We start from the raw sequence: 22,289 nt of genomic DNA, 5'->3' as shown, positions 1-22,289 counted from the left end.
GTCCAGACGTTCGAAGTTCGGGTGAATCTTAATGGGGTTACTTTACAGCGGTTCCTTACTTTTAGTCAACAACAATTTGAGACAGGCAAAGATAAGAGCTCAGAAGTATCGAAACGGAGTCATTTATAGTGCATTGCAGCCCGTCTGCGTCTATTGTGTCGGCTGAAAATCTGATAATGTTTAGACTGAGTAGGCGGATAGCAACGTTGTCTGCATCAACAGGAGGTTTCCCATTGGACGCATTCGAAGCAATTTTGACAAGACGAAGTACGGGGGCGGTAGCGGCCGACCGAATTCCTGGAGATGAGGACATTGACCGGATTTTATTGGCGGGGACGCGCGCTCCGAATCACCACCGTACGGAACCCTGGCGGTTTTTTGTCCTAAAGGGGGAAGGCCGCAGGCGGTTGGGCGCGGCGCTTGGAGACATCGCCATTGCCGGAGGCCAGGAGGTTACTTCAGACGTAGAGCGGGAAATCCGGGAACGAGCGATGGCGAAGGCATATCGCGCTCCCGTCATTATCGCCGTGGCAGTCGTTCCTTCGGACAGTGACCGAGTGGAGTGGGTCGAGGAAGTTGCGGCCGGAGCGGCTGCAGCACAGAACATGTTGCTAGCAGCGCATGCGCTCGGCTACGGGGCCATCTGGAGAACGGGTCAGCAGGCTTATCACGCAAGGATGAAGCAACTGTTTGAACTTCCAGAGACAGGTCAGGTGGTTGGATTCATTTACTTGGGTTATCCAGCCCGGGCCATGGAGTCGCCGGCACATCGAGCGCCCGTTGCAGAGAAAACTGTGTACTGGACGACAGAATCCGATTGACTTCCGGATGTAGAAATCTGTAGAGTGTTGTCAGAATAGACAGCATGGGCTGACAGCGATCTCGCTGGCTGGAATGGGGTCGTACGTGTGGACAAACGATCTGGGCGGCGCCTCCGTTTTTTCAGTCCCGATGGGACGTTTGAAGAGGCTGTCGCCCGGTTTATGAAGTTTGCGCTCGGAGCATTTTTCCTCGCTAGTGTCATCCACTTGCTGCTGGCACTGCGCTACGGATCAGGCAATGTACTTCGCTTGGATGGGACGCCAGTTGGCATGTTCAGCTCCCTAGCCCTCTGGGTTGTGCTTTGGAAATGGCCACATCGTCTGCGTCTGGTAGTCGTAGTGGCCTATGTGTCCATCACGGTAGGACTGACGTTCAAATTGTCTTTGTTGGTCTTTTTGGACAGCGCAGACCTTCTCAGGGAACTTTTGTGGATGCTTCCGTGGGTGACCATCAGCATCGTCTTTTCCTTCGTTCTGTTCAGCGGTCGGCTAGCCACGGTTCTCTCGGTTACCGTCCTTGCGGTTTGGGCAGCTATTAGCGGTGTTTACGTAGTCTCAGACATCGCCAACCCTCAAGGTCAACAAGCGCTGCTGTTCTTTTCGCAAGCAGACCTTGCGGAATTCGTGTTGATCGTATTTATGGGCGTTTTTTCACGCCTGTTGGGTCTCTATCTGCTTTCACACAAATCCGCGGCGCACCTTGAGGAGATGGCGAACACGGACTTCCTGTTGGAACTGCCGAACCGCAGGTCTACACAGGCTGCGCTTGGCCGCGAACTTCAGCGTGCACGCCAGACAGAGAACATGCTCTCTATTGCGATGATGGATGTTGATCAGTTCAAACAGGTAAATGACAGGTTTGGGCATGACGCGGGTGACGCAGTACTCACCACTGTGACACGTATAGTCCGAGAAACGATTCCACCGACGTGCGTATTTGGCAGGTGGGGAGGGGACGAGTTTCTGTTTGTTGTTCCGCAACTGCCTCGTGATGCGGTAATCACCCTCGTAGAGAGTGTGCGGGGGAAAGTTGCGGAGCAACGCTTTGATGTCGGACAGGTCACGGTGAGTTTGGGAATCGCTGAATTGCGGGTCGAAGATACGGTAGTATCGCTGTTGAAGCGCGCAGACAGGGCGTTGTACCGCGCTAAGGAACTCGGAAGAAACCGTGTCGAGTGGGAGTGGAACTCTCATGCGACAGAGTTCCTGCCAAGCGTTCAACGCGAGCCCTCGCGCAGTGATTACAACGTCTGAATTGCACCCTCGGAGTCACAACGGCATGTACCAGAAACCACTAGCGAAGCTCTGAAAAACACTTGCAACTCTGCTCAACCTCGGTTAGGATGAGCCCGATTAGATGTCGGAGCGGACAGAGGGGCCCTAACATATGGAGCAAAAGCCACCATCAAAGCCGAGTCATTCGGGAGAACAGCGGGATCGAGCGGATGCGGTAAATGGACAACATCAGTCAGTTCAACCGGGCGACGATTCAGGTCATCAATCACACCACTTTGTAGAGACAGTTGAACACGAGTTGCATGACGACCTGATAGAACTCGAGAATGTGGCCAGACGCGTTCGGCGCTGGCCATTTACGCTTGCAGTACTGTTTGTCGGCGGGCTCATCGCGGCCCTGTCGGAGAACCTCACGGTGGGTCCGCGGTGGACCGTTTTGTTTGTCACAGCGGCGTTATTGGTCGTCCTGTATGCGACAGCCGCCCAGGAAAGTGAGGTTTGGACGAGGAGAGTTGCACTCCTCATCACAGCCGTCATGACGCTTGCGCTCATGACCAGCACAGTCTTTTTGATCGGTGCTTTATTTCACAACACAGCGCAATCTGCTGTAACTCTCTTTCGCAATGCAATTTTACTCTGGTCGGCGAACATTCTCGTGTTTTCCGTATGGTACTGGGAAGTCGACCAAGGTGGTCCAGCTCGACGGCACCATCATCGGCCGGAGGGGCCTGATTTCCTCTTTCCACAGAACACGATGCAGACTCGCAGCGTGAAAAACTGGCAACCTGCCTTCGTCGATTATCTGTTTCTCGCATTCAACACAAATACCGCGTTCAGCCCCACGGATACGCTGGTGCTATCGAAACGTGCGAAAGTCTTGATGATGACGCAGTCCTCCATTTCGCTCGCCGTGGTCGCAGTTCTTGCCGCCCGCGCAATCAACATCGCGTAGGGCGGAGACTTAGATGCAGTCCGCGATTACAGAGCGTCCCGGCGTGACACTGTACTCGAACCAAAAACGCCAGGGACAATGCGCGGCAGCGATGATGTTTGCCGGTAGAGCTTCACAATCGTGATGAATGTGAGGATCAGCACAAAAAACATTTGTGCATGCATCCAGGCGAGAAACTGGAAATGCCCGGTGATGACGTTTAACACGAACGTCGCCGGCAGGGACAGGATGCCGATGCCGAGTACAGCGACAACGGCCAAGCGCTTGCGATTCACTTGCTGTCCGGTGCGAAACGACGGGTGCTCTACATCCGTGATGAAGTGGACAAACATCATCAAAGACGGGATGACGAAGAGCATGTGCATCTGCTCATCGAGTGGGGAGAACAGTAGCGGGAGCATAATCGCGAGGCTCATATCCAGCCGCCAGTCCGCAGTTGGCATCCGGCGGATGCGGACCAAAAGCGTTCGCAACACCCAAAGCACGAAGGCCAGGTAGATGATGTCCTGCACGAGCTTGCCTCCGAACAACCAGCCGTTGTGCTGGAGCATACCGACGACTCCGATGATGGACTGGTTGTAAGGGGCCGGTCCGTTTTTCATGCTGGTTTGTCCAAACGCACTAAAGTGCAACACGTATTGCCAAATCGGACCGAAGCCGATGATGAAGGTCGTCACCAGCGTTCCCGCGATTACACAGATGGCCGTCCAGATAACCACGCGCCACTGTTTGCGGATCAGCGGGATGAGGAGAATCGCAACAGGCGTCACTTTCATCAGCACCGCAAGTCCGAATAAAATTCCTGCCACACGCGGGCGCTTGCGGTAGTAGAGTTGATAGAATCCGTAGACAACCAGAAAGAACAAGACACTGTTGATGTTGCCGACTGCCGCGTCGATTTCGAACGGTGTCATAGCTGCGGCAATCACGAATAGAGCTACAAGGTGGATGCGCCTTACTTTTCCCCACAGCATTCGCACCAGGTAGAACACCGCCAAAAAGTAGGCAGCTATTGAGATGAACATCCAAACCACTGCGGATTGGTGAAATGAAAGCCCACCTAGCGGAGCAAAGAGCACGGCGAACTGTGGCGGGTAGACATATTGGTTATACGAATTTAAAGGGTAGTGCAGTTCTTTGAGCCATATCGTCTGAACCCGCAGGTTATAGAGCGAGGCGAACGAACTGTGATGGTTCAACACCTGGTCAAAGGCATAGTAGAAAAATGCGTAGTCATATTGCACAAAATGCATACGCATCAGACCACGCCACTCTAAGACAATTGTGTAAAGCAAAATAAAGCCAATGACGAGCATACTCAGGCTCAATACCTTGTTTGGCCTCTGTCCCTGAATCGTTCGGTTATGGGGTGTTTCTGTTCCTACATGTCCCACCAGTCTCCCCCTCGGCCACATCGTAAGTCAAACTCATGAAAAAGTATAGCGATCATCCTTGAAAGACTGGTGACGAATTCGTGGAGAAGTGTTGAAGGAAGTCAGAGATAGTAAGGGGATGGGGGTGTGACGAGGCCCTGAAGGGAAGCAACAATTGGCAGCGACACCAGTGTCGCTGTTGGAGAGTTTGTTGCGGAGGTGTTTCGGAGATACAAATAGCGAGCCCTATACAGGCCCGCTATTTTGCATCTACTGCGAGCTGGAGTTTGCGGATTCCTAGAGTCTCGGCCGGAACCGGCGGTCAAATCGGCAGAACGTCAGGCGTTCACTGGTGTGGCAGTTTCGTGCTCAGCGACAGCAATCGCCACGCCAGTGTCTTCGTCAAAGAAGTGCACGCGGTTCATATCGAATGCGAGCTCCACTGAATCACCAGGTGTGTACGTAAAGCGCGGGTTCACGCGGCCAATGATAGTGCTTCCGGCCACTGAGACGTGCAGGTAAATCTCCGAGCCCATGTGCTCCACGACTTCGACTTGTGCCGTGACCAGGGCATCTGGGTAAGTCGACTTCATGATGTCGTCGTTGTGGATGTCCTCTGGGCGCACACCGAGCACGACTTTGCGCGAGCTCACGCCGCCGCTCAGCATCCGCTTGTGCCGACCTTCTGGGACGAGCAGCTTGACACCTTGAGCGATGAAGTAGAGTTTCGAACCCTCCTCGCGGACTTCACCATGAAGGAAGTTCATTGCAGGCGACCCGATGAAGCCTGCGACGAACAGGTTAGCCGGGTGGTTGTACACGCGGTCCGGCGTATCGCACTGCTGGATGATCCCGTCATTCATCACGACAATGCGGTCGCCCATCGTCATAGCCTCTACCTGGTCGTGCGTGACGTAGATCATCGTTGTCTGGATGCGCTGATGGAGTTTGCGGATTTCCGCGCGCATCTGCACACGCAGTTTAGCATCGAGGTTGGACAGCGGTTCGTCCATCAAGAACACTTGAGGCTCGCGCACGATCGCGCGGCCAAGCGCAACGCGCTGGCGTTGTCCCCCGGAGAGCGCCTTCGGTTTGCGGTCGAGGAGGTGCTCGATGTCTAGGATGCGGGCGGCTTCGTGTACGCGGGTATCGATGTCTGATTTTGACATCTTGCGTAGTTTGAGTCCAAACGCCATGTTCTGGTACACAGACATGTGCGGATAAAGGGCGTAGTTCTGGAACACCATCGCGATGTCGCGGTCTTTCGGCGGTACGTCGTTCACGCGTCGATCGCCAATGTGCAGGTCGCCAGAAGTGATGTCTTCAAGTCCTGCAATCATCCGGAGTGTCGTGGTCTTGCCGCAGCCGGACGGACCGACGAAGACAACGAACTCTTTGTCCTCAATGTCGAGGTGAAAGTCTTTTACGACCTGTACATTCCCGGTGTAGCTTTTCACGATGTGGTTTAGCTGTACGCCCGCCATAGAATCGTCCTCCTGAAGGTTTTGTTGCCTTAAGGATAGCGAAGGGTACAGAATCAGACGATAGGCAAGGTGCACCGATCTGGACATTTAGGAAGGGCACAGTGCACAACAGGCAGAGCTCACTCTGCCCGTTTCGCGAGGAGACTCATGAGCAGTGAGGCCGCATCGTCGAAGCGACGCAAGTCGCGACCCGTCGCTTCGCGAATGCGTTCGAGACGATGAATGAGGGTGTTGCGGTGCACAAAGAGGAGACGTGCGGCTTCACTCACGTTGAGATTGGCTTCCATCATCGCCTGCAGTGTCTGACTCAGTTCGCCGCGGTCGCTTGTCGCGTCTTCCAGGTCACCTGACATCTCAGCAAGCATCCGCTTGCCACTTTGTGTCATCGCCTGAACAGCGTGTACCAGAGTCTGCTCCCCGAATACGACAACGCGATCACGTCGCAGGCTTGCCCCTTGCGACCGCAGAGCGAGTACCAGACTCGCTAGCAGTCCGTTTGCTTCCTCAGTTACTGGCCCGCTCCCGTGCCACTTGTGGCCGATGAACACTGTAGCTGTAATCAAGGCATCTTCCTCGAGTACCTGTAACAGGTCGGATGCAAAACGCCAGATGAGTGTCGAGGACGTCCTGTACGCCAAGTCATCCCCGGCATCGTCGTCATCACGGTCGGAGTACTCTGTGAGGGTGTCATCGCCAACCCACAACAGCACGCCATCCTCGCCGGATTCACGCCACCCTCTGGGGGCAAACGCATCTAGGACGTCTTCGACAACCGCGCGCATGTCTGCAAAGTTCGATGCTGTTTCGCTAGTCTGAACGTCTTTGGGTGTAGGAACGACAAGTCGAATCCACAACAGGTAACCGTTCGCTCGCGCCCATTCTGCGGGTAGTGGGGCAGGCAAACTCAGATGGTCGCTCGTATTCGCACTGTCGTCAGATGGCAATACGGATTCAGTTTGCGCACCTGCAGCTGCACGTGTGACGGCAGCAACCAGCTGTGCATCGGACGCCTTACGCCATCGTTGCAGGGTCCAGCTGAGTGACGACAGGGACTTGGCGGACTCAGGGTTGCCGACGCAGAGCATCCAGCTAAGCGCTTCGCGAAGCGGTTTCTCAACAGGAGAAAGGAAAGCCGCGTAGTCCGTTACAGACAGCGTCACACAGTGCACAGTGGTGTCTGGCACTTCAGCCGGTGTTGACCACCACGTTCCAGGCGCAGTGACAGGTTGCAGGGGCGAGCGCTGATACAGTTTCGGAGTTAGCCCAGTCAGAGCTTGAAAGTGGTGCAGAGCCTGGAACCAGTCGTTCACGTGAAGACACTCCTTCGCGCATGCATGCATACATGTTCCTCAATCATCGATCGAACGGCAACGCTTAGGAAGCATCCAGCACAGACGTACACTGCGGGCAGCGGGTGGCCGCAAGCGGAATGTCTGAACAACAGTATGGACAAGGTTTTGTTGTGGGGCTAGCAGGTTCCGGTTTCTTTCTGCGACTCGCGAACCATTGGTTGGTTTTTACGATGGTCAAAAAGATGACGAGCGCTACGATCAGAAAGTTGAGTACGGTGTTGATGAAAACTCCGTAGTTGATGGTCGGTGCTCCCGCCGCCTGCGCCTGTGCAAGAGACGCATAGTGTTTTGAACTCAAGTTGATATACAGGTCAGTGAAGTTTACTCGTCCGAGCAACAGACCAATGGGCGGCATGATGATGTCGTTGACCAGAGCGGTCACAATTTTTCCGAAGGCGCCGCCGATAATGATACCGATGGCGAGGTCAATGACATTGCCTCGCATTAAGAACGTTCGAAACTCTTTCCACATCGCTTGACTCCTCCTAAGCAAAATCTTGCAGCCGAACTCTTGCTATCAGCATAGCAGGTAAAGCTTAATAGAAAAGACGGTATATGCACACAGCAGGATTTAAACAGTATGTTAGCTGACGGTTATCTTCATCATGGGGAAAATGCGACGTGCCCATACTCATCTGGACGAAAGTTCCAGTTTTGGGGGTCTGGGATGAAGGTGCTCATCCGGAACTTCATTTATCAAATGCGCTCTCATAGGGTTGCGGTCACCACTGAAGCTGTGATACGCTAGCGCCGAAAGATTTGAGCGGAGAAGGGAGCGAGGACACGATGCGTCAACAGCGCTATGGACGGACTTACACACATCACTACGTGCCCTCGCGTCACTTGCGCTGAATTTCAAGCCGAAATCAGTGCAGTAGTTCGTTGACGCCACGGGCATAGACCTGTGGCGTTTTATTTGCCACGGGAATCACCGAGCCCGTGGCCTTTTTGCGTCTCTTGCAGCTACAAGGTGCACCGTGGCAACAAACCAAGGAGTGAAAAAATTGAGGTTTCGCGATTTCCACCGCAATGTAAAGATTCGAATCATCGTCGGTTTTGCCTTCAGCACCGCGCAGGCGACGACGTTCCCATTTATGGCGATTTACTTCGCGCACAACTTTGGTCAGACCACAGCAGGAATTGTCCTCGCCCTCGCCATCGTGGCCAGTCTGTTTAGTGGCGCTATCGGCGGTTATTACGCGGATCGCGTGGGACGGCGCAAAGTGATGCTCGTGGCGGAACTGGCATTTCTCGTCGCATACATCGCAATGGCGGTGGCGAACCTGCCAAAGGTCAATTCACCGCTGTTAACTTTGGTGGGATTCTTTACGACCAATGTGTGTTGGGGAATTTACGGGCCTGCAGAAGAGGCCATGTTGCTTGATGTCACGCGTCCGGAAGACAGAACGCTGATGTACACCATCTTTTACTGGATGGTCAACTTCACGATGGCGGTTGGCACAAGCGTAGGGGCACTGTTGTTTGAAACGCATCGCTTTGTCCTGTTCGCTGCCATGTCGGTCGTAGTGTTCGGCACCTGGTTGTCGACCCTGCTGTTGATCGAAGAGACGTATCGTCCATCGACGCAGCCCGAGTCGGTGCATCCGATACTGGGGATGCTGCGCAGCTACCGCGGTGTCCTATCTGACCCAGTGTTTTTGCGATACATCGTGGCTGGCTTGTTGACGATGTACGGGGAGTTTCAGATGCAGGGTTACATTGGTGTGCACTTCGCGCAATCGGTCGTCAGTCAACCCCTTGTCGCGTGGCACAACTTTGTTTTGCGGGTCGACGGTGTCAAACTGCTTGGCTGGGTGCGGACGGAAAACACCATTCTTGTGGTGCTGCTCGCAACGGCAGCGGTCCGCTTCACGCGTGGGCGGTCAGAGCGGTGGGCGCTGTGGCTTGGGCTCGGACTACAAACTGCGGGATATACAGTGATCACCTATACTTCGACACCATTTGTCGCACTTATAGCCATGGCGTTTGCGACGGTCGGCGAGGTGACGAATGCGCCGATTCGCCAGTCGTATCTCGGCGACTTGGCGCCGGAACGCGCACGCAGCGCCTATGTAGCCGTGAACGGAATGACGTTTCAAGGTACCCAACTGCTGACCTCGCTCGGCGTGGCGCTGGGGGCGGTAGTGCCGTCCTGGGGGATGGCAGTCATCTGTCTGGTTCTCGGTACCGGAGGCATCCTCCTCTATCAATCGATTGTGCCGAGCATAACATCCAGACGGCTTGCCGTGGAGAGTACACAAGTGTCAAATGCGAGTGTATTCTAGTGTTAGTTATCAATCAGAAAAGTCACTCAAATTGTAGGGGGCGACGTTTCATGATTCAGTCGACGATGATGGAGTACCCGCTGACACTGACGCACCTACTGGGCCGTGCTGGAACTTATTTTAAAAAAATGGAGATTGTGTCGCGCATGCCGGACCGCTCTCTGCACCGCTACACGTACGCAGACTTTACGCGTCGTGCTTGGCAACTGGCAGAAGCGTTGCAGAAGGCCGGTCTGCAGCCTGGAGACAGGGTTGCGACCCTGATGTGGAACCACTACGCGCACCTTGAGGCGTACTTTGGCATTCCTGTAGCTGGCGGTGTGCTACACACGCTCAATCTTCGACTCGCCCCTGATGACATCGCTTACATCTCCAATCACGCCGAAGACCGTTTCCTCATTGTCGACGATATTCTGTTGCCGTTACTTGAGAAATTTCGTGACAAGGCGCCGTTCGAACGGGTCTTTGTTGTTCCCTTGACGGGCGCTGCCATTTATCCCTACACGTCTTCGTACGAGAGTTACGAGGAGTTGTTGAAGACGGCGGACGGGTCGTTCGTAGCGCCGCAGTTAAAGGAGACTGATGCGGCAGCAATGTGTTACACGTCGGGGACTACAGGTAGACCGAAGGGTGTCGTCTATTCCCACCGCGCACTCGTGCTCCACACTTTGGTGCAGTCGATGCCCGACGTATTGAACATCTCCATGCACGATACAGTTACTCCAGTCGTGCCGCTGTTCCACGCCAACGGCTGGGGATTTGCTTTTGCCGCGACGACTGTCGGCGCAAAGCAGGTCTATCCAGGTCCCTATCTCGATGCACAAAGTCTGCTTGACCTGTTTGCAGAAGAAGGTGTCAACTGCACGGCTGGCGTTCCGACAATTTGGCTGGGTATCGCGCAGGCACTCGAGCATAATCCGGGACGATGGGACGTCTCCGGTTTGCGGATGGCCGTTGGTGGCGCGGCAATTCCGGAAGGGCTGATGCGAACACTGGAGTCGTACGGAGCGACAGTCCAGCACGCTTGGGGGATGACAGAGACTAGCCCCCTTGCAACTGCATCCTTTCTCAAGGCTGGCATGGAAGACCTCTCAGTAGACGAGCAGTACAAACGCAAAGCCATGCAAGGAGTGGCTGTTCCCTTTGTCGAGATGCGGATTGTGCGTGACGGTGTCGAGGCGCCGTGGGACGGTGAGACGATGGGGGAAATTCAGGTGCGTGGCCCGTGGATCACGATGGCGTATCACAACCTAGAGGGCTCCACCAGCAGTTTTTCTGACGACGGCTGGCTGTGCACAGGCGACATTGGCGTGATCGACGAAGAAGGGTACATGAAGATTACGGACCGCGTGAAAGACCTAATCAAGTCCGGTGGAGAGTGGATTAGTTCTGTCGATCTCGAAAATGCATTGATGGGGCACCCGGCTGTCGCTGAGGCGGCGGTTGTCGCTGTACCCGATCCGAAGTGGCAGGAGCGTCCACTCGCAGCGGTCGTCGTGAAACCGGGCTGCGAGGTTACGGAGGACGAACTGCGTGAACACCTCGCAGGAAGTTTCCCGAACTGGTATCTTCCCGACCATGTCGTGTTCATTGACGAAATCCCCCGCACTTCCACCGGCAAGTTCATGAAGGCTAAGTTGCGAGATGAGTTTCGCGACATCCAGGTACAGCAATAAGCGGAAACTGGGGGTGGTGCGCCTGCGCCGAACATGCGCAGGCTCACTGTCGATCTGGCGTGGTACAGAAGCTTTTTGGTCGGTTGACAGCAAAACGGCCTGCCATTCAGGCAGGCCGTCGGCGATTCGGGCACTACGTCACTTCTGAGGTTCTACCTTGAAGGAACTCTTCAGCGATACAATCAAATTAAACACCTTGTGCTCTGGTGTGGTGTCTTTAGGGTCGACGTTGAAGAAGCCCTGGCGGACGAATTGAAACTTATCGCCAGGCGCTGCGTCTTTCACGTCGACACCGATGTAGCCGTTGCAAACTTGCAGAGACGCTGGGTTGATTTGCGCCTCGAGTGGAGCCTCCGCATCAAATTCACCCTGCAGCAGTGGCTCATACAAGCGGATCTCCGCCGCGATGGCAGTGGCTGCATCGACCCAGTGAATCGTCCCTTTGACTTTGCGCGCCGTGAACCCGCTGCCGCTCTTGGTCTCCGGGTCGTATGTGCAACGCACCTCGACTACTTCTCCCTGATCGTCCTTGACGACTTCCTGACAAGTCACAAAGTACGCGTCCTTCAGTCGCACTTCGTTGCCGGGGTAGAGGCGGTGGTACTTCGGCGGTGGAACCTCCATGAAATCGTCTTGTTCGATGTACAGCTCGCGCGAGAACGGCACCTGTTTCTTGCCGAGTTCGGGCCGTTCCGGGTTAATCGTCGCCTCAAGCATTTCCGTCTGACCTTCTGGGTAGTTCGTGATGACCAACTTCAGCGGGCGCAACACTGCAGAAGTCCGCGGCGCGCGCAAGTTTAGGTCTTGGCGCGCGTGGTGCTCGAGCAGTTTGTAATCGACCTCGCCGCCAGCGACCGTGACACCGAGTTCGGTGATGAAGGAGCGGATGGCTTCAGGCGTAAAGCCGCGCCGGCGGAAGCCGGAGATGGTGGGCATACGAGGGTCGTCCCAGCCATCGACAAGCCCCTCGTCGACGAGTTTCTTCAAGTGCCGCTTGCTCATCACAGTGTCGGTCAGGTTCAACCGTCCGAACTCATACTGGTGTGGCACATTCGGCATCTCGCACTCGTGGACCACCCAGTCGTAGAGCGGCCGCTGGTCCTTGAACTCGAGTGTGCACAGCGAGTGTGTGACGCCTTCGATGGCGTCTTCGAGTGGGTGCGCGTAGGCGTACATGGGGTAGATGCACCACTTCTCTCCCGTGTTGTGGTGCACTGCGTGAGAAATTCGGTACAATACCGGATCGCGAAGGTTCAAGTTCGGTGACGTCATGTCGATTTTTGCTCGCAAGACGTGCGTACCGTCTGCGAACTCGCCTGCGCGCATGCGTGCAAACAGGTTGAGGTTCTCCTCGACGCTGCGGTCGCGGTGAGGACTGTTTTGTCCAGGTGAAGTCAAGGTGCCGCGGCTTTCACGGACCTGATCGGCAGACTGGTCGTCGACATAGGCCAGACCTTTGCGAATCAAGAGCAACGCGCGCTCGTACATCTCTTCGAAGTAGTCGGAAGCAAAGCGCAACCCATCCCATTGGAAGCCGAGCCACGCCACATCCTCTTGGATGGCTTTGACATACTCACTGTCTTCTTTGAGTGGGTTGGTATCGTCAAAGCGCAGGTTGGTGCGGCCGCCGAAGTCACCGGCGATACCGAAGTTGATGCAAATGGATTTGGCGTGTCCGATGTGCAGGTAGCCGTTTGGCTCCGGCGGGAACCGGGTCACAACTTCCTTGACGCGGTTCTCGGACAAGTCCGAGCGGACAATGTCGCGAATAAAATCTGATGCGCTGGCTGTCGTCTCCGGTGTTTGCTCCATACATTCCAACCTTCCGTGAAATCGGATCTCGGGTTACCCAGTTGTCCTTTCGCCATTATAACAAACCTCTTTGCAGCGCCTGCAAGCTCTGACTGTACAGCAATATCGTCTGACCATTGGTCTTTTCGGTGGGTGTCCAATATTCCCCGTACTGGTATATAGTGAGATATATCGTCAGTGCTATAACGACGAAGTGTAGGGGTGGAAGCCATGGACGGAACCAGCCAGTCACTCGACGTGATTGTGCAGCGGATCGCGAAACTGGAGGCGAAGGTCGCGGCCTTCGAGGCGAAGTACGGTCCACTTGACGCCCTAGAGGAAACGCGTCCAGACCAGGAAACCGCCGACCCGGCGCATCAGCAGATACCACAACAGCAACTGATGCCGTCGATGTCGACGTTGGAGCCGACTACGGTTGATTGGGAGCGAGTCGGCCGGGTCTGGTTACCAATCGCCTTCATCATTGCGATTCTGATGGGTGTCGCCTTTCTGTTCGATGCTGCTATCAAGGCAGGGTTGCTCAATCAACAGGCGCGCCTCGCTGTGGGTTATGTTGGCAGCGCCGCAGTCTTGGGGGTTGGGGAACTACAGCTGGCGCGCAGCCGACGGGTGCTAGGTGACGTTCTGATTGGCGCGAGTATTGCAATCATGCTCCTGACGACGTTCGCAGGAAACCACCTCTATCATATTTTATCAACACCCATCGCAGTGGCACTGGGGCTCTTGTTCACTGCGGCAGGCGCGTACCTGGCGAACCGGCACCGTTCACAAACACTCGCGGTAATCGCGACACTTGGCGGAAGTCTCATTGTGCTCATGCTGTCCATCCGCCCGGCCGACCCGGTGTTCGTTGCACTGTATGCCTTGGTCGTGTCGATCGGCTTCGTGTGGTTTGCCATGGCATGGAAGTTTCGAGGCGCGTTCTTTGTCGCGTGGCTAATGCTCCATTTTGACTTGTGCGTATTTGTGCTCACAACTGGACACGTAGATGCCGTGTTCGCCTGGGTTGCACTTGCGCAGCACATCGCTGTCGCGGCGTATCTGTTCGTGCGTCGCCCTGCGGCTGGGGAACGCTACGCGATGTTCTACCCCAGCCTGGCCGTGACGGGACTGTGGTCGCTAGGCCTGACACACGTGGAAGCAAGGCTCGAATTTTTGCTTCTCGGGCTGGCCTATGTCGGTGTGGCATCCGTTTTTCACTTCCGCAAACAAGCGCGAGACGGACTTCACGTAGCATTTCTCGGGGCGCTGTTCGCGGTAGCGCTCTTCTTCGCCTATGCCCTGCACGGTGAAAACCAAGTCCTGGCGTTCATCCTCGAAGGCTCAGTCGGGCTCCTAACCGGTCTCTGGTTGCGGCTTGGGGCACAGATGTGGATGTCATGCCTGCTCTACGCGATTGCCTGGCTCTTCGTCCTGTCCGTTGCACCTGGTGGAACGCGTGTGTATCTGTTGTTTGGCAAGTTTGTCGGGGAGGACTTCGTGATTGACCTCTTGGCCACAGCCTCCGCTGTTGCAGTCGTTGTAATTGCCACGAGGCTCACCCGGGGCGAGGGGGAGCAAGACAGGACTGCGAAGAGCATCCTTCGGGTCTTCTGGTGGTTCGCGCCAGCGGTGGTCATTCTGTTTCTCAGTAACAGCCTGCTGACCGTTCTGCAGAGTTTCCACAGTGACCTTAAAATGCTCGCTGTCTCGTTCCTGTGGGCCATACTTGCCGTTATCCTCGTCATTGTCGGGGTCCGTCGTGACACGCGCCGCGAACGTGCGATGGGCATTCTGTTGTTGTTCATCACCCTCGCAAAACTTGTGGTTGTCGATTTGCCGTTTGTGCCAATTGTCCTGCGCGCTGTGTTGTTTATCGGCGTCGGCGCCATCGGCGTTTTTGCATCGCGTCTCTTTTATGGAATCGGAAAAAAGTGAGGGGGTCTACGGAATTGCTTGTACCCTCGATGTACGCTAGGATAAACGGGGAGTAACCAACACAAAGCGCGATGGAGGGGCCCAGGTTGTCGAAACGTGACGGAGTCGCGAACGGAGTCTCTTGGGACACGCTCGTCGGCTTAATTCTTGGCATTTTCGGCGTTCTCTACTTTTTTCACGTCTGGCCGAACTCGGTGGTTTTCCAACTGTACGGGGATTCTGTGCATTACAACTTGTCCGCGCGCACCATGCTGACTAAACACTTCTACACGTATTGGGGATACGGACCGGACGCGCAAGTGACGCCGGGATACCCATTGTTTTTAGTGGTGTGCTACTGGATTGCGGGCCATCTCTCAAAAAGTCCAAACGCTGGTATGCACTTAGCTTTTGTCGTGCAGCTATTGCTGATGGCGTTCACGGCGAGCACCCTGTACTGGATTAGCAGGCGCGCACTCAACCGCGTCTATGCGGCGATTGTCGGACTGCTGTGGATTCTTTACCCAACCACGCACGGAGCCTATGGGCAAATCCTGACCGAACCGGTATTCGTGCCTTTGCTCGTCGGCTTTGTTTGGGTCTTCCTGATCGCGATGGAGAAGCAGAAACGCACTTGGTGGTTCGTCGCCGGACTTGTGCTGGGCTTGGCAGGGCTCGTGCGCCCAACCGTGTTTCCGCTGGTGGCGGCAGGCGCAATCGCACTGCTGATCGGTGTCTTCAAGTCGAAAGCTGATCGCGTTGCTGCTGCGTTCACCCGCAACTTCATCAGCTTCGTCGTGCACGTCGTCGGTTATTTAATCCCACTTGTACCGTGGTGGGTCCGAAACTATGTAGCGTTGCACCGCATCCTGCTCACCGATACAGACGCAGGCAACCCGCTCATGTTCGGTGCGGACCCGAACTTTGCACATAACCCGACCCTTGGCCGTGGCTTGACGCCTGCGCAGCAGGAGAAGTTGGCGATTCACATGGCTGAGCACGGGTTTGCGACGCACCCGCTCGCTGAACTGAAATGGTATACGCTCGACAAATTAGGTCTTTTGTTCGGGAAACCGTGGTTGGTCGCAAGTCCGCTCGTCGTGTACGCACAGCCCGTGTTGGTCGTGATCGGCAGCATCGGCGTGTTGATGCTGTTCTGGCGCAAAGGGCTGCGTCTGGTGCCGTGGCTGACACTGTATTTGCTTGTGACGCAGTTGCCGTTTTTGCCGTTGCCGCGCTACGCGTTCCCCATGATGCCGTTCCTTTTCATTGGTATTGGCGTGGTTCTCCAGTGGCTGATTGACGGTATTCTTCGCCGCCGCCGGCGCACGTGAGCAGGACATTAGGTATGAACGGAGGAGACAAGCTCGTGATGGAGGCACCGAACCGGACGACAGCGGCGGTGCGCGACTACACAGTCCGTGATACAGCGCGCCCTCATATTGCCGTTCTCGTTCCCTGTTATAACGAAGAAGCGACCATCGCGAAGGTCGTGCGAGACTTTCAGAGTGAGCTGCCAGAGGCCGCGGTCTTTGTCTACGACAACAACTCGCAGGACCGCACGGCTCAAATTGCGGCCGATGCCGGGGCTGTCGTGCGCAAGGAGTATCGGCAGGGCAAAGGCAACGTGATCCGCTCGATGTTTCGAGACATTGACGCCGATATCTACGTTATGGTTGACGGCGACGACACCTATCCTGCGGAGTTCGTGCACGAACTGATTCAGGCCGTCGAGTCAGGCGTGGACATGGCGATTGGAGACCGGCTGTCAAACGGATCTTACTTTGAGGAAAACAAACGCCCGATGCATGATGCCGGCAATCGCTTGGTGCGCGGCCTGATCAACCGGCTGTTCCGGGCTAAGTTGCGGGACATCATGTCCGGATACCGGGCTTTCAGCCGTCGTTTTGTAAAGAACATGCCGGTTCTGAGTGAAGGCTTTGAAATTGAGACGGAGATGACACTACACGCGCTCGACAAGCGTTTTTCGATCCGTGAAGTACCGATTGATTATCGCGACAGACCTGAAGGTAGCGTGTCCAAGCTGAACACGGTTTCGGACGGATTTCGAGTCTTAAAGACGGTTTTTTGGATTTTCAAGGACTACAAACCACTTTCCTTCTTCGGTATCGTAGCGTTGGTTTTCCTGCTGGCAGGACTCGCAGTCGGAATCCCAGTTGTGAGCGAGTTTCTGATGACTCAAAAAATCCATAAAATCCCTTCCGCAATTCTCGCAGTCGGTCTGGTGCTCCTGTCTACCAACGCGCTGACCAGTGGGTTCATTCTCGACACTATCGTGAAGCAACACCGCGACATGTTCGAGCTGCGGCTAACTCAGGAGAGGTGACCACGTGCTTAATTACCTGCTGATCGCACTCAACATTGTCCTCCTTGTGGCGGGGCAGACGCTTTGGAAACATGGCGTCGCCAAGTTGTCGCTGCACAGCATTTCCAGTGCATTTTTGGCACTCCTTTCACCCTGGATTTTCTCCGGCATTGTCCTCTACGCGTTCGCGACGGTGGTCTGGATTTACCTGTTGTCGAAGATGCCCATTAGTCTGCTGTACCCACTCCAGAGCTTGGCGTACGTAGCGACTGTAGTGATCGCGATTTTCGTGTTTCACGAGCACGTTTCGGCCTGGCGTTGGGCAGGTGTCGTGGTGATTATGTTTGGCGTCGCGCTGGTCGTGAAGTAGGCCAAAGCCTTCCTCTGAATTTTGCACCTGTTCCGTCAATTTACCGTTAGTGGGCCCGCTGCTCGACGCCGAGGCAGCAAAAACACGGTAGTTTGGCGATATCAGAAACCCTTCATCCCAAAGCTGGGAGAATACAGTACAATGTGTTCTAGTAGTTATCGACAGACAGTTGCAAAGGTTGTTGATAATCACTTGGCACGGTGACTGGGATTCAGAACAATGGAGGGGAGGGCGTTTTGGTGGATGTGTCACAGTGTCGGGCGTGTGGTCAAGGGGGACAGGGTATCCTGGTCGCGTTTCCGGACAGAGATGTACAAGAGCAGATTCAAAACGCCATGCCCAGAGACTTCCGATTGCGCTGGCAGACGACTGCTGAATTACATACGTGGTTTGAACTTCACTTAGCCTATGACTCTCTCCCGTACTGGGAGGAGCATCATGACGTGGCAAAGTGGAAATTGAGGTGGGCAAATCGGCTACCGGACGGTCGCGTAGAGGGCGAGGACGAGGTTTCGTGGCAAACCTTCAGCTCGTCAGTTCCGAACCTGTTTGTTGAAGGGATCATTCGTGATCATCGGATCCGCATGATGAAGCAACCGATTGTTGACGTGAGCGTGGAGCGTGTGATTGGACAAGAGATGCTGGTACGGGGTTTCGATACGGATGGCCGCCTGATCTCGCCACTTGATTTATACCGCGGGGCTCGTGAGCAGAATCAGCTGTTTCGTCTCGACAGAGCTTGTCGAATTGCCGCGATTGAGGAAGGCGCCGCACTCCCCCCGGGCCAACTCGTGTTTGTCAACTTTATCCCCACGTCAATCTACGTTCCTGAACACTGTCTTGCGACTACGCTTTCGGCTGTCGAACGGGTCGGGATTGACCGCAGACGCATTGTGTTCGAAGTTGTGGAGACGGATAGAGTCGAGGACCTCAGGCACCTACAACGGATCCTTGCGTTTTACCGCAGTACCGGGTTTCGCTGCGCTCTGGATGACTTTGGCGAAGGTTTTAACGACGTTGACATGCTGAAGGCGCTCGAACCGGACATTGTCAAACTGGATCGCAAGTACGTCAGTGGGATTGACGCGGACACGAGAAAACAGGACATCGCCGCGTACATTTATGAACAGGGGACAGCTGTCGGCTCGACGATGTTGGCCGAAGGTATCGAGACAGAAGCCGAGGCGCGCACGCTTTGGCAAATCGGCTACCGCTGGCAACAGGGCTTCTGGTACGGTCGCCCGGGGTGGGAGGCACCCGATGTGCCTACGGAGCGGATCGAAGCTGCCAGTAGGCCAACGACAGTCTGAGCTGGGAAGAGGGGACAAAATACAATGGCGCAATCGATCACAACAAGCGTTATTTCGTCCGCACAAGAAGTCATCGGACGTTTGAAACGGTCTGTCGGCACACAGCTGTTCGGGCTCCAGCGAGCCACGGATGACCTCCTCATCGCTCTAATGGCACGCGGGCATATCCTCCTTGAAGACGTCCCTGGCGTCGGGAAGACCGCCCTTGCCAAGTCGTTTGCTGAGGCACTCGGCCTGTCCTTTCGACGCATTCAATGCACGCCTGACCTGTTGCCGGCGGACATCGTCGGCGGTCTCGTGTTTGACCCTAAGAACACAGAGTTTGTGCTGCGCAAGGGCCCCATTTTTACAAACCTGCTGTTAGTCGATGAAATCAACCGCGCGCTGCCGCGCACTCAGTCGGCCCTGCTCGAAGCGATGGCGGAAGGGCAGGTCACGATTGACGGAGAGTCCCACCCGCTGCCACAGCCGTTTTTGGTGATTGCGACGCAGAACCCGATTGAATCCCAAGGTGTTTTCCCCTTGCCTGAGGCACAGCTTGACCGTTTCTTGTTAAAGACGGCGCTTGGCTACCCAAGTTCCAGCGACGACGTTTCAATGCTGTCGCTGCACTTGGACTTGCACGGCGGACGGACGGAACGCAAGCTCCAAGCGACCGAAGAAGGAACCACCGGGGCAGCGGACGAACGTCTTGACGGAGATCACGCACTTGCAGACCAAGCAGTGCTTCAGGCAGCCGTTCGGAGCGTGCACGTGACTGATGACCTGCTCGGGTACATTTCTGACCTTGTTCGGGCCACGCGCACGCACGCGGATGTGCAGGTCGGGGCGAGCCCGCGGGCGATGATCATGCTGGCAAACGCTGCCCGTGCGGTTGCGGTCTTGAATGATCGAGACTTTGTTACACCGGATGACGTGCAGCGAATTGCCACAAATGTTCTCTTTCACCGCCTCGTTTTACTGGACCCGGCAACGTCCACCTTGGACCCTGACACTTTTGTGAAGAGTCTCCTTGCCACTGTAAACGTTCCAATTGAGGATGTGTCACGGTGATCGCCCTCGCTGTTCCGGCATTGCTTGTGGGCTTACTGGTGTGGAGTCAGATGGTGAAACGCTTCGTTGCGCCTAAATTGACAGTGGAAGCCGCGCTGACCCGCGCTTCAGTAGAGTTTGAGGGACAGACAGAAGCGGTGGTGACGCTGACGAATCCCACTTCCTTGCCGTGTCCTTGGGTCATTTGCGAAATGGAAATGCCGGACGGGTTGTTTTCCACTGGCGCTACCGACGGAGACGCGTCCTACACCCTTGCGCTCGGGCCGCATGAGGTTGTCAAACTGCGTCTGCCAATCACAGGAGTCAGCCGTGGTCGCCACCACCTTCAGAGCCTGTCCGTACGTGCCTCCGACGGTTTCACGATGTTTCGGTATACGGTTAAGGTGTCGTTGTTCCTGACCGTTACCGTGCATCCGCGACGCACAAGTGAACGAACTGCGGACGTTCGGTTGGATCGACTTGGGACGATTGCCTCCACCCGCAAACTCGCGCCGACTTCACTCGATTGGGTGGACCTTCGACCCTATGCGCGTGGGGATTCGATTCGCGATGTTGCGTGGATGGTCACGGCTAGGCGAGGGGAACTGACTGTGCTTGAACGGGCTCTTTCGCTCAACCACGAGGTGGTGTTGGTCGCTAGTGTGCACGTGTCGGACGTGCCGTGGGAGGGACGCGTGTCACTGGCGGACGCAGTATATGAACAGACGTATGCGCTCATGGAGCAGTTGTCGAGGCGCGGCGTCCAGTTTCAACTGTACACCGACGCGTTCTGGGCCAATGAACGGCGTAAATCCAGCGCAGATTCGGTTTTCAAAGCTGCAGGAGTGTGGACACCGCGCGCTCAGCAGCAAATGGGGCACGTGTTAGGCAGCCTGTCCAGCAGTCCAGCATACCCGCTGACAACGGTCCTCGACAGAGTGGTGCGTCAAGTCGCGAGCCCTGCGCGCGTCATCGTTGTGACAGGGTATCTCGATGCGGGGGCGCGGTCGCAACTGCAGAAGATGCGAGGGCTAGGGTATGCGGTCGAGACACTGTGGGTCGACCCGCAAAGCACGGATTCAGTAACCCAGGAGGTGTCACCATCATGAGGAACGGCTGGAGGGTATCCTTCACGGCTGCCAACGAGGCTGCGGAAACTATGGTTTCGCTGGCTCTGGCTGTTTCCGGACTGGCCCCTTCGTTGCACTCTCTCCACCTCGTTGTCCTCGGAGAGGTAGTGGCGGCTTGCCTCCTTGCCTGGTCGGGGTCTGCCGACTCTTTCCAGTCGACTGCACAGCGGCGTGGGGTTCTGGCGGGATTGACCGTCGCGCTTGTCGCGTTGACTGCGCTAGAAGCGGGGGGAGTTGCAGCACTTCTGGTTGGACTTGCGTTTGTCCCTACGCTAATCCGCAGAATCCGGTCAATCACGGCAGTCGTTGAAAGCGAGGTTCAAGGCGGGCGATTGGCGTGGGACGTCGGGCTCTTGTCAATTGCTTGGTTGTACCCGGTGGTAGTGACGCCACAGGGGGGATTGTCTGGTTTGTATGGGTGGTTGACGGTGTTGAGTCTGCTGACAGTCGTCGCGCGTCTGCTGGCGATGCACTCCGCACAGATGTTGGCGGCAAGTCTCGCCGTCGTCCACCAGAGCCAGCGCACTGTAGTCACCCTGCTCACTTTGGTCACAGTGGTACTCGGAGTGTTCATCCTCACTGACATTTTCCCTGGTTTGCGCTTCGCATTCATCGTCGCCTTAGTGGTTGCACTTGCGGCCTTCGCGATTCTGACCACTTGGCGTGCGCTTGCCGCTGGGTTCGTCGTGGTCCTGCTGCTGTTTGGTTTGTCCTACTTGATTCGTCCACTTCGTACCCGCGGCAAGGGCCTCAACCTCTCCCCGGGGACGCCTTCTCAGCCCACGCCGCATCCACCGAGAGTCGTTCATCCAGCGTGGATGCATCTGCCGTGGGGCTGGATTGGATTAGGTGCCGCTTTGTGTCTCGTGGTGTTCGTGCTTCTACGGATGCGCTTTCCAGGTGCTCAATCTCAACCGGATGTGCAGGGGATTGCCGTGGAGCGAGAGCGGCTAGTGCGTCGAACTCGCGCTGCAGGTGGTTTGCCACATACACCAATGCGCAGGGTCGTCGCGCGGTGGTTACGCCACAGGGCAAAGTTGCACCCAGTTGCGCGCGGCGAAACGCTGCAGAGTTATGTGCAAAGGGAACTCGCGCCCCACCTCTCGGAGGTGCCCGATTTTGCGGGGAGCTATGACGCAGAGCGCTACGGATTAAAGCCACAGCCTCACGAGGAGGCGGCCCGCGTCGAAGCTGCACTCCGAGAAGCGGGCCTGTGGCGACGCTAGCTATGAGT

General features: G+C 55.8%; 18 protein-coding genes. 13 read left to right on the top strand and 5 right to left on the bottom strand.

What is annotated here, in order from left to right; genetic code table 11:
- Positions 1-233 precede the first annotated feature (233 nt).
- The 3 genes from JC200_RS06430 to JC200_RS06420 all read left to right on the top strand — a co-directional run bounded on the left by JC200_RS06430 (position 234) and on the right by JC200_RS06420 (position 3,009).
- The gene (locus JC200_RS06430; RefSeq protein ID WP_274435388.1) at positions 234-821 is read left to right on the top strand and encodes a nitroreductase family protein; all 588 of its coding nucleotides are present in this window, start codon (positions 234-236) and stop codon (positions 819-821) included.
- Positions 822-908: 87 nt separating this feature from the next.
- Complete coding sequence (locus JC200_RS06425) at positions 909-2,075, top strand: GGDEF domain-containing protein (RefSeq protein WP_274435387.1); 1,167 nt, start codon at positions 909-911, stop codon at positions 2,073-2,075.
- 133 nt (positions 2,076-2,208) lie between these two features.
- Positions 2,209-3,009: a DUF1345 domain-containing protein gene (locus JC200_RS06420; protein WP_274435386.1), complete on the top strand. Its 801-nt coding sequence runs from the start codon at positions 2,209-2,211 to the stop codon at positions 3,007-3,009.
- Between the two features lie 26 nt (positions 3,010-3,035).
- Here JC200_RS06420 and JC200_RS06415 read toward each other — a convergent pair whose 3' ends face one another.
- From JC200_RS06415 to mscL, 4 genes are all read right to left on the bottom strand, one after another.
- Positions 3,036-4,403, bottom strand: coding sequence for a glycosyltransferase family 87 protein (locus JC200_RS06415; RefSeq protein WP_274435385.1), 1,368 nt, complete (start codon positions 4,401-4,403; stop codon positions 3,036-3,038).
- Positions 4,404-4,720: 317 nt separating this feature from the next.
- Positions 4,721-5,866 carry an ABC transporter ATP-binding protein gene (locus JC200_RS06410; protein WP_274435384.1) on the bottom strand — a complete coding sequence of 382 codons (1,146 nt, stop codon included), beginning with the start codon at positions 5,864-5,866 and terminating at the stop codon, positions 4,721-4,723.
- Between the two features lie 119 nt (positions 5,867-5,985).
- Positions 5,986-7,176 carry a PucR family transcriptional regulator gene (locus JC200_RS06405; protein ID WP_274435382.1) on the bottom strand — a complete coding sequence of 397 codons (1,191 nt, stop codon included), beginning with the start codon at positions 7,174-7,176 and terminating at the stop codon, positions 5,986-5,988.
- A 64-nt stretch (positions 7,177-7,240) separates the two neighbouring features.
- Complete coding sequence (gene mscL, locus JC200_RS06400) at positions 7,241-7,690, bottom strand: large conductance mechanosensitive channel protein MscL (protein ID WP_274435381.1); 450 nt, start codon at positions 7,688-7,690, stop codon at positions 7,241-7,243.
- A 532-nt stretch (positions 7,691-8,222) separates the two neighbouring features.
- Between mscL and JC200_RS06395 the strand changes: the two genes are divergently transcribed.
- Both JC200_RS06395 and JC200_RS06390 read left to right on the top strand, forming a co-directional pair.
- Positions 8,223-9,503, top strand: a complete 1,281-nt coding sequence (locus JC200_RS06395; protein ID WP_274435379.1) for an MFS transporter — start codon at positions 8,223-8,225, stop codon at positions 9,501-9,503.
- A 65-nt stretch (positions 9,504-9,568) separates the two neighbouring features.
- On the top strand, positions 9,569-11,179 hold the full coding sequence (locus JC200_RS06390; protein WP_274436481.1) for a long-chain fatty acid--CoA ligase: 1,611 nt from the start codon (positions 9,569-9,571) through the stop codon (positions 11,177-11,179).
- Between the two features lie 138 nt (positions 11,180-11,317).
- Here JC200_RS06390 and JC200_RS06385 read toward each other — a convergent pair whose 3' ends face one another.
- Positions 11,318-12,991 (bottom strand): glutamine--tRNA ligase/YqeY domain fusion protein, encoded by a 1,674-nt coding sequence (locus JC200_RS06385; RefSeq protein WP_274435378.1) that lies wholly within the window; start codon positions 12,989-12,991, stop codon positions 11,318-11,320.
- Between the two features lie 210 nt (positions 12,992-13,201).
- Here JC200_RS06385 and JC200_RS06380 point away from each other — a divergent pair, with 210 nt between their 5' ends.
- The 8 genes from JC200_RS06380 to JC200_RS06345 all read left to right on the top strand — a co-directional run bounded on the left by JC200_RS06380 (position 13,202) and on the right by JC200_RS06345 (position 22,281).
- Positions 13,202-14,908: a DUF2339 domain-containing protein gene (locus JC200_RS06380; protein ID WP_274435376.1), complete on the top strand. Its 1,707-nt coding sequence runs from the start codon at positions 13,202-13,204 to the stop codon at positions 14,906-14,908.
- Between the two features lie 86 nt (positions 14,909-14,994).
- Positions 14,995-16,221 carry a glycosyltransferase family 39 protein gene (locus tag JC200_RS06375; RefSeq protein ID WP_274435375.1) on the top strand — a complete coding sequence of 409 codons (1,227 nt, stop codon included), beginning with the start codon at positions 14,995-14,997 and terminating at the stop codon, positions 16,219-16,221.
- 14 nt (positions 16,222-16,235) lie between these two features.
- Positions 16,236-17,234: a glycosyltransferase gene (locus JC200_RS06370; protein WP_274435374.1), complete on the top strand. Its 999-nt coding sequence runs from the start codon at positions 16,236-16,238 to the stop codon at positions 17,232-17,234.
- A gap of 4 nt (positions 17,235-17,238) precedes the next feature.
- Positions 17,239-17,583, top strand: a complete 345-nt coding sequence (locus JC200_RS06365; protein ID WP_274435373.1) for a DMT family transporter — start codon at positions 17,239-17,241, stop codon at positions 17,581-17,583.
- A gap of 239 nt (positions 17,584-17,822) precedes the next feature.
- Positions 17,823-18,893, top strand: coding sequence for an EAL domain-containing protein (locus tag JC200_RS06360; protein WP_274435372.1), 1,071 nt, complete (start codon positions 17,823-17,825; stop codon positions 18,891-18,893).
- Between the two features lie 24 nt (positions 18,894-18,917).
- Positions 18,918-19,946, top strand: coding sequence for an AAA family ATPase (locus JC200_RS06355; protein WP_274435371.1), 1,029 nt, complete (start codon positions 18,918-18,920; stop codon positions 19,944-19,946).
- Positions 19,943-21,034, top strand: coding sequence for a DUF58 domain-containing protein (locus JC200_RS06350; RefSeq protein ID WP_274435370.1), 1,092 nt, complete (start codon positions 19,943-19,945; stop codon positions 21,032-21,034). The genes JC200_RS06355 and JC200_RS06350 overlap by 4 nt, the downstream gene beginning before the upstream one ends.
- Complete coding sequence (locus tag JC200_RS06345) at positions 21,031-22,281, top strand: hypothetical protein (RefSeq protein WP_274435369.1); 1,251 nt, start codon at positions 21,031-21,033, stop codon at positions 22,279-22,281. The genes JC200_RS06350 and JC200_RS06345 overlap by 4 nt, the downstream gene beginning before the upstream one ends.
- Positions 22,282-22,289: the final 8 nt, after the last annotated feature.

The organism is Alicyclobacillus sp. ALC3 (assembly GCF_028751195.1).
In the GTDB taxonomy this organism is placed as follows: domain Bacteria; phylum Bacillota; class Bacilli; order Alicyclobacillales; family Alicyclobacillaceae; genus Alicyclobacillus_L.
The sequence above is the reverse complement of the archived record's forward strand: the minus strand, read 5'-3'. Positions and strand labels throughout refer to the sequence as shown.

What these genes read in the sequence shown, in the direction of transcription:
- JC200_RS06420 (WP_274435386.1), top strand. Translation starts at nt 2,209, where the DNA reads ATGGAGCAAAAGCCACCATCAAAGCCGAGTCATTCGGGAGAACAGCGG.
- JC200_RS06410 (WP_274435384.1), bottom strand. Translation starts at nt 5,866, where the DNA reads ATGGCGGGCGTACAGCTAAACCACATCGTGAAAAGCTACACCGGGAAT.
- mscL (WP_274435381.1), bottom strand. Translation starts at nt 7,690, where the DNA reads ATGTGGAAAGAGTTTCGAACGTTCTTAATGCGAGGCAATGTCATTGAC.
- JC200_RS06390 (WP_274436481.1), top strand. Translation starts at nt 9,569, where the DNA reads ATGATGGAGTACCCGCTGACACTGACGCACCTACTGGGCCGTGCTGGA.
- JC200_RS06385 (WP_274435378.1), bottom strand. Translation starts at nt 12,991, where the DNA reads ATGGAGCAAACACCGGAGACGACAGCCAGCGCATCAGATTTTATTCGC.
- JC200_RS06380 (WP_274435376.1), top strand. Translation starts at nt 13,202, where the DNA reads ATGGACGGAACCAGCCAGTCACTCGACGTGATTGTGCAGCGGATCGCG.
- JC200_RS06370 (WP_274435374.1), top strand. Translation starts at nt 16,236, where the DNA reads ATGAACGGAGGAGACAAGCTCGTGATGGAGGCACCGAACCGGACGACA.
- JC200_RS06355 (WP_274435371.1), top strand. Translation starts at nt 18,918, where the DNA reads ATGGCGCAATCGATCACAACAAGCGTTATTTCGTCCGCACAAGAAGTC.
- JC200_RS06345 (WP_274435369.1), top strand. Translation starts at nt 21,031, where the DNA reads ATGAGGAACGGCTGGAGGGTATCCTTCACGGCTGCCAACGAGGCTGCG.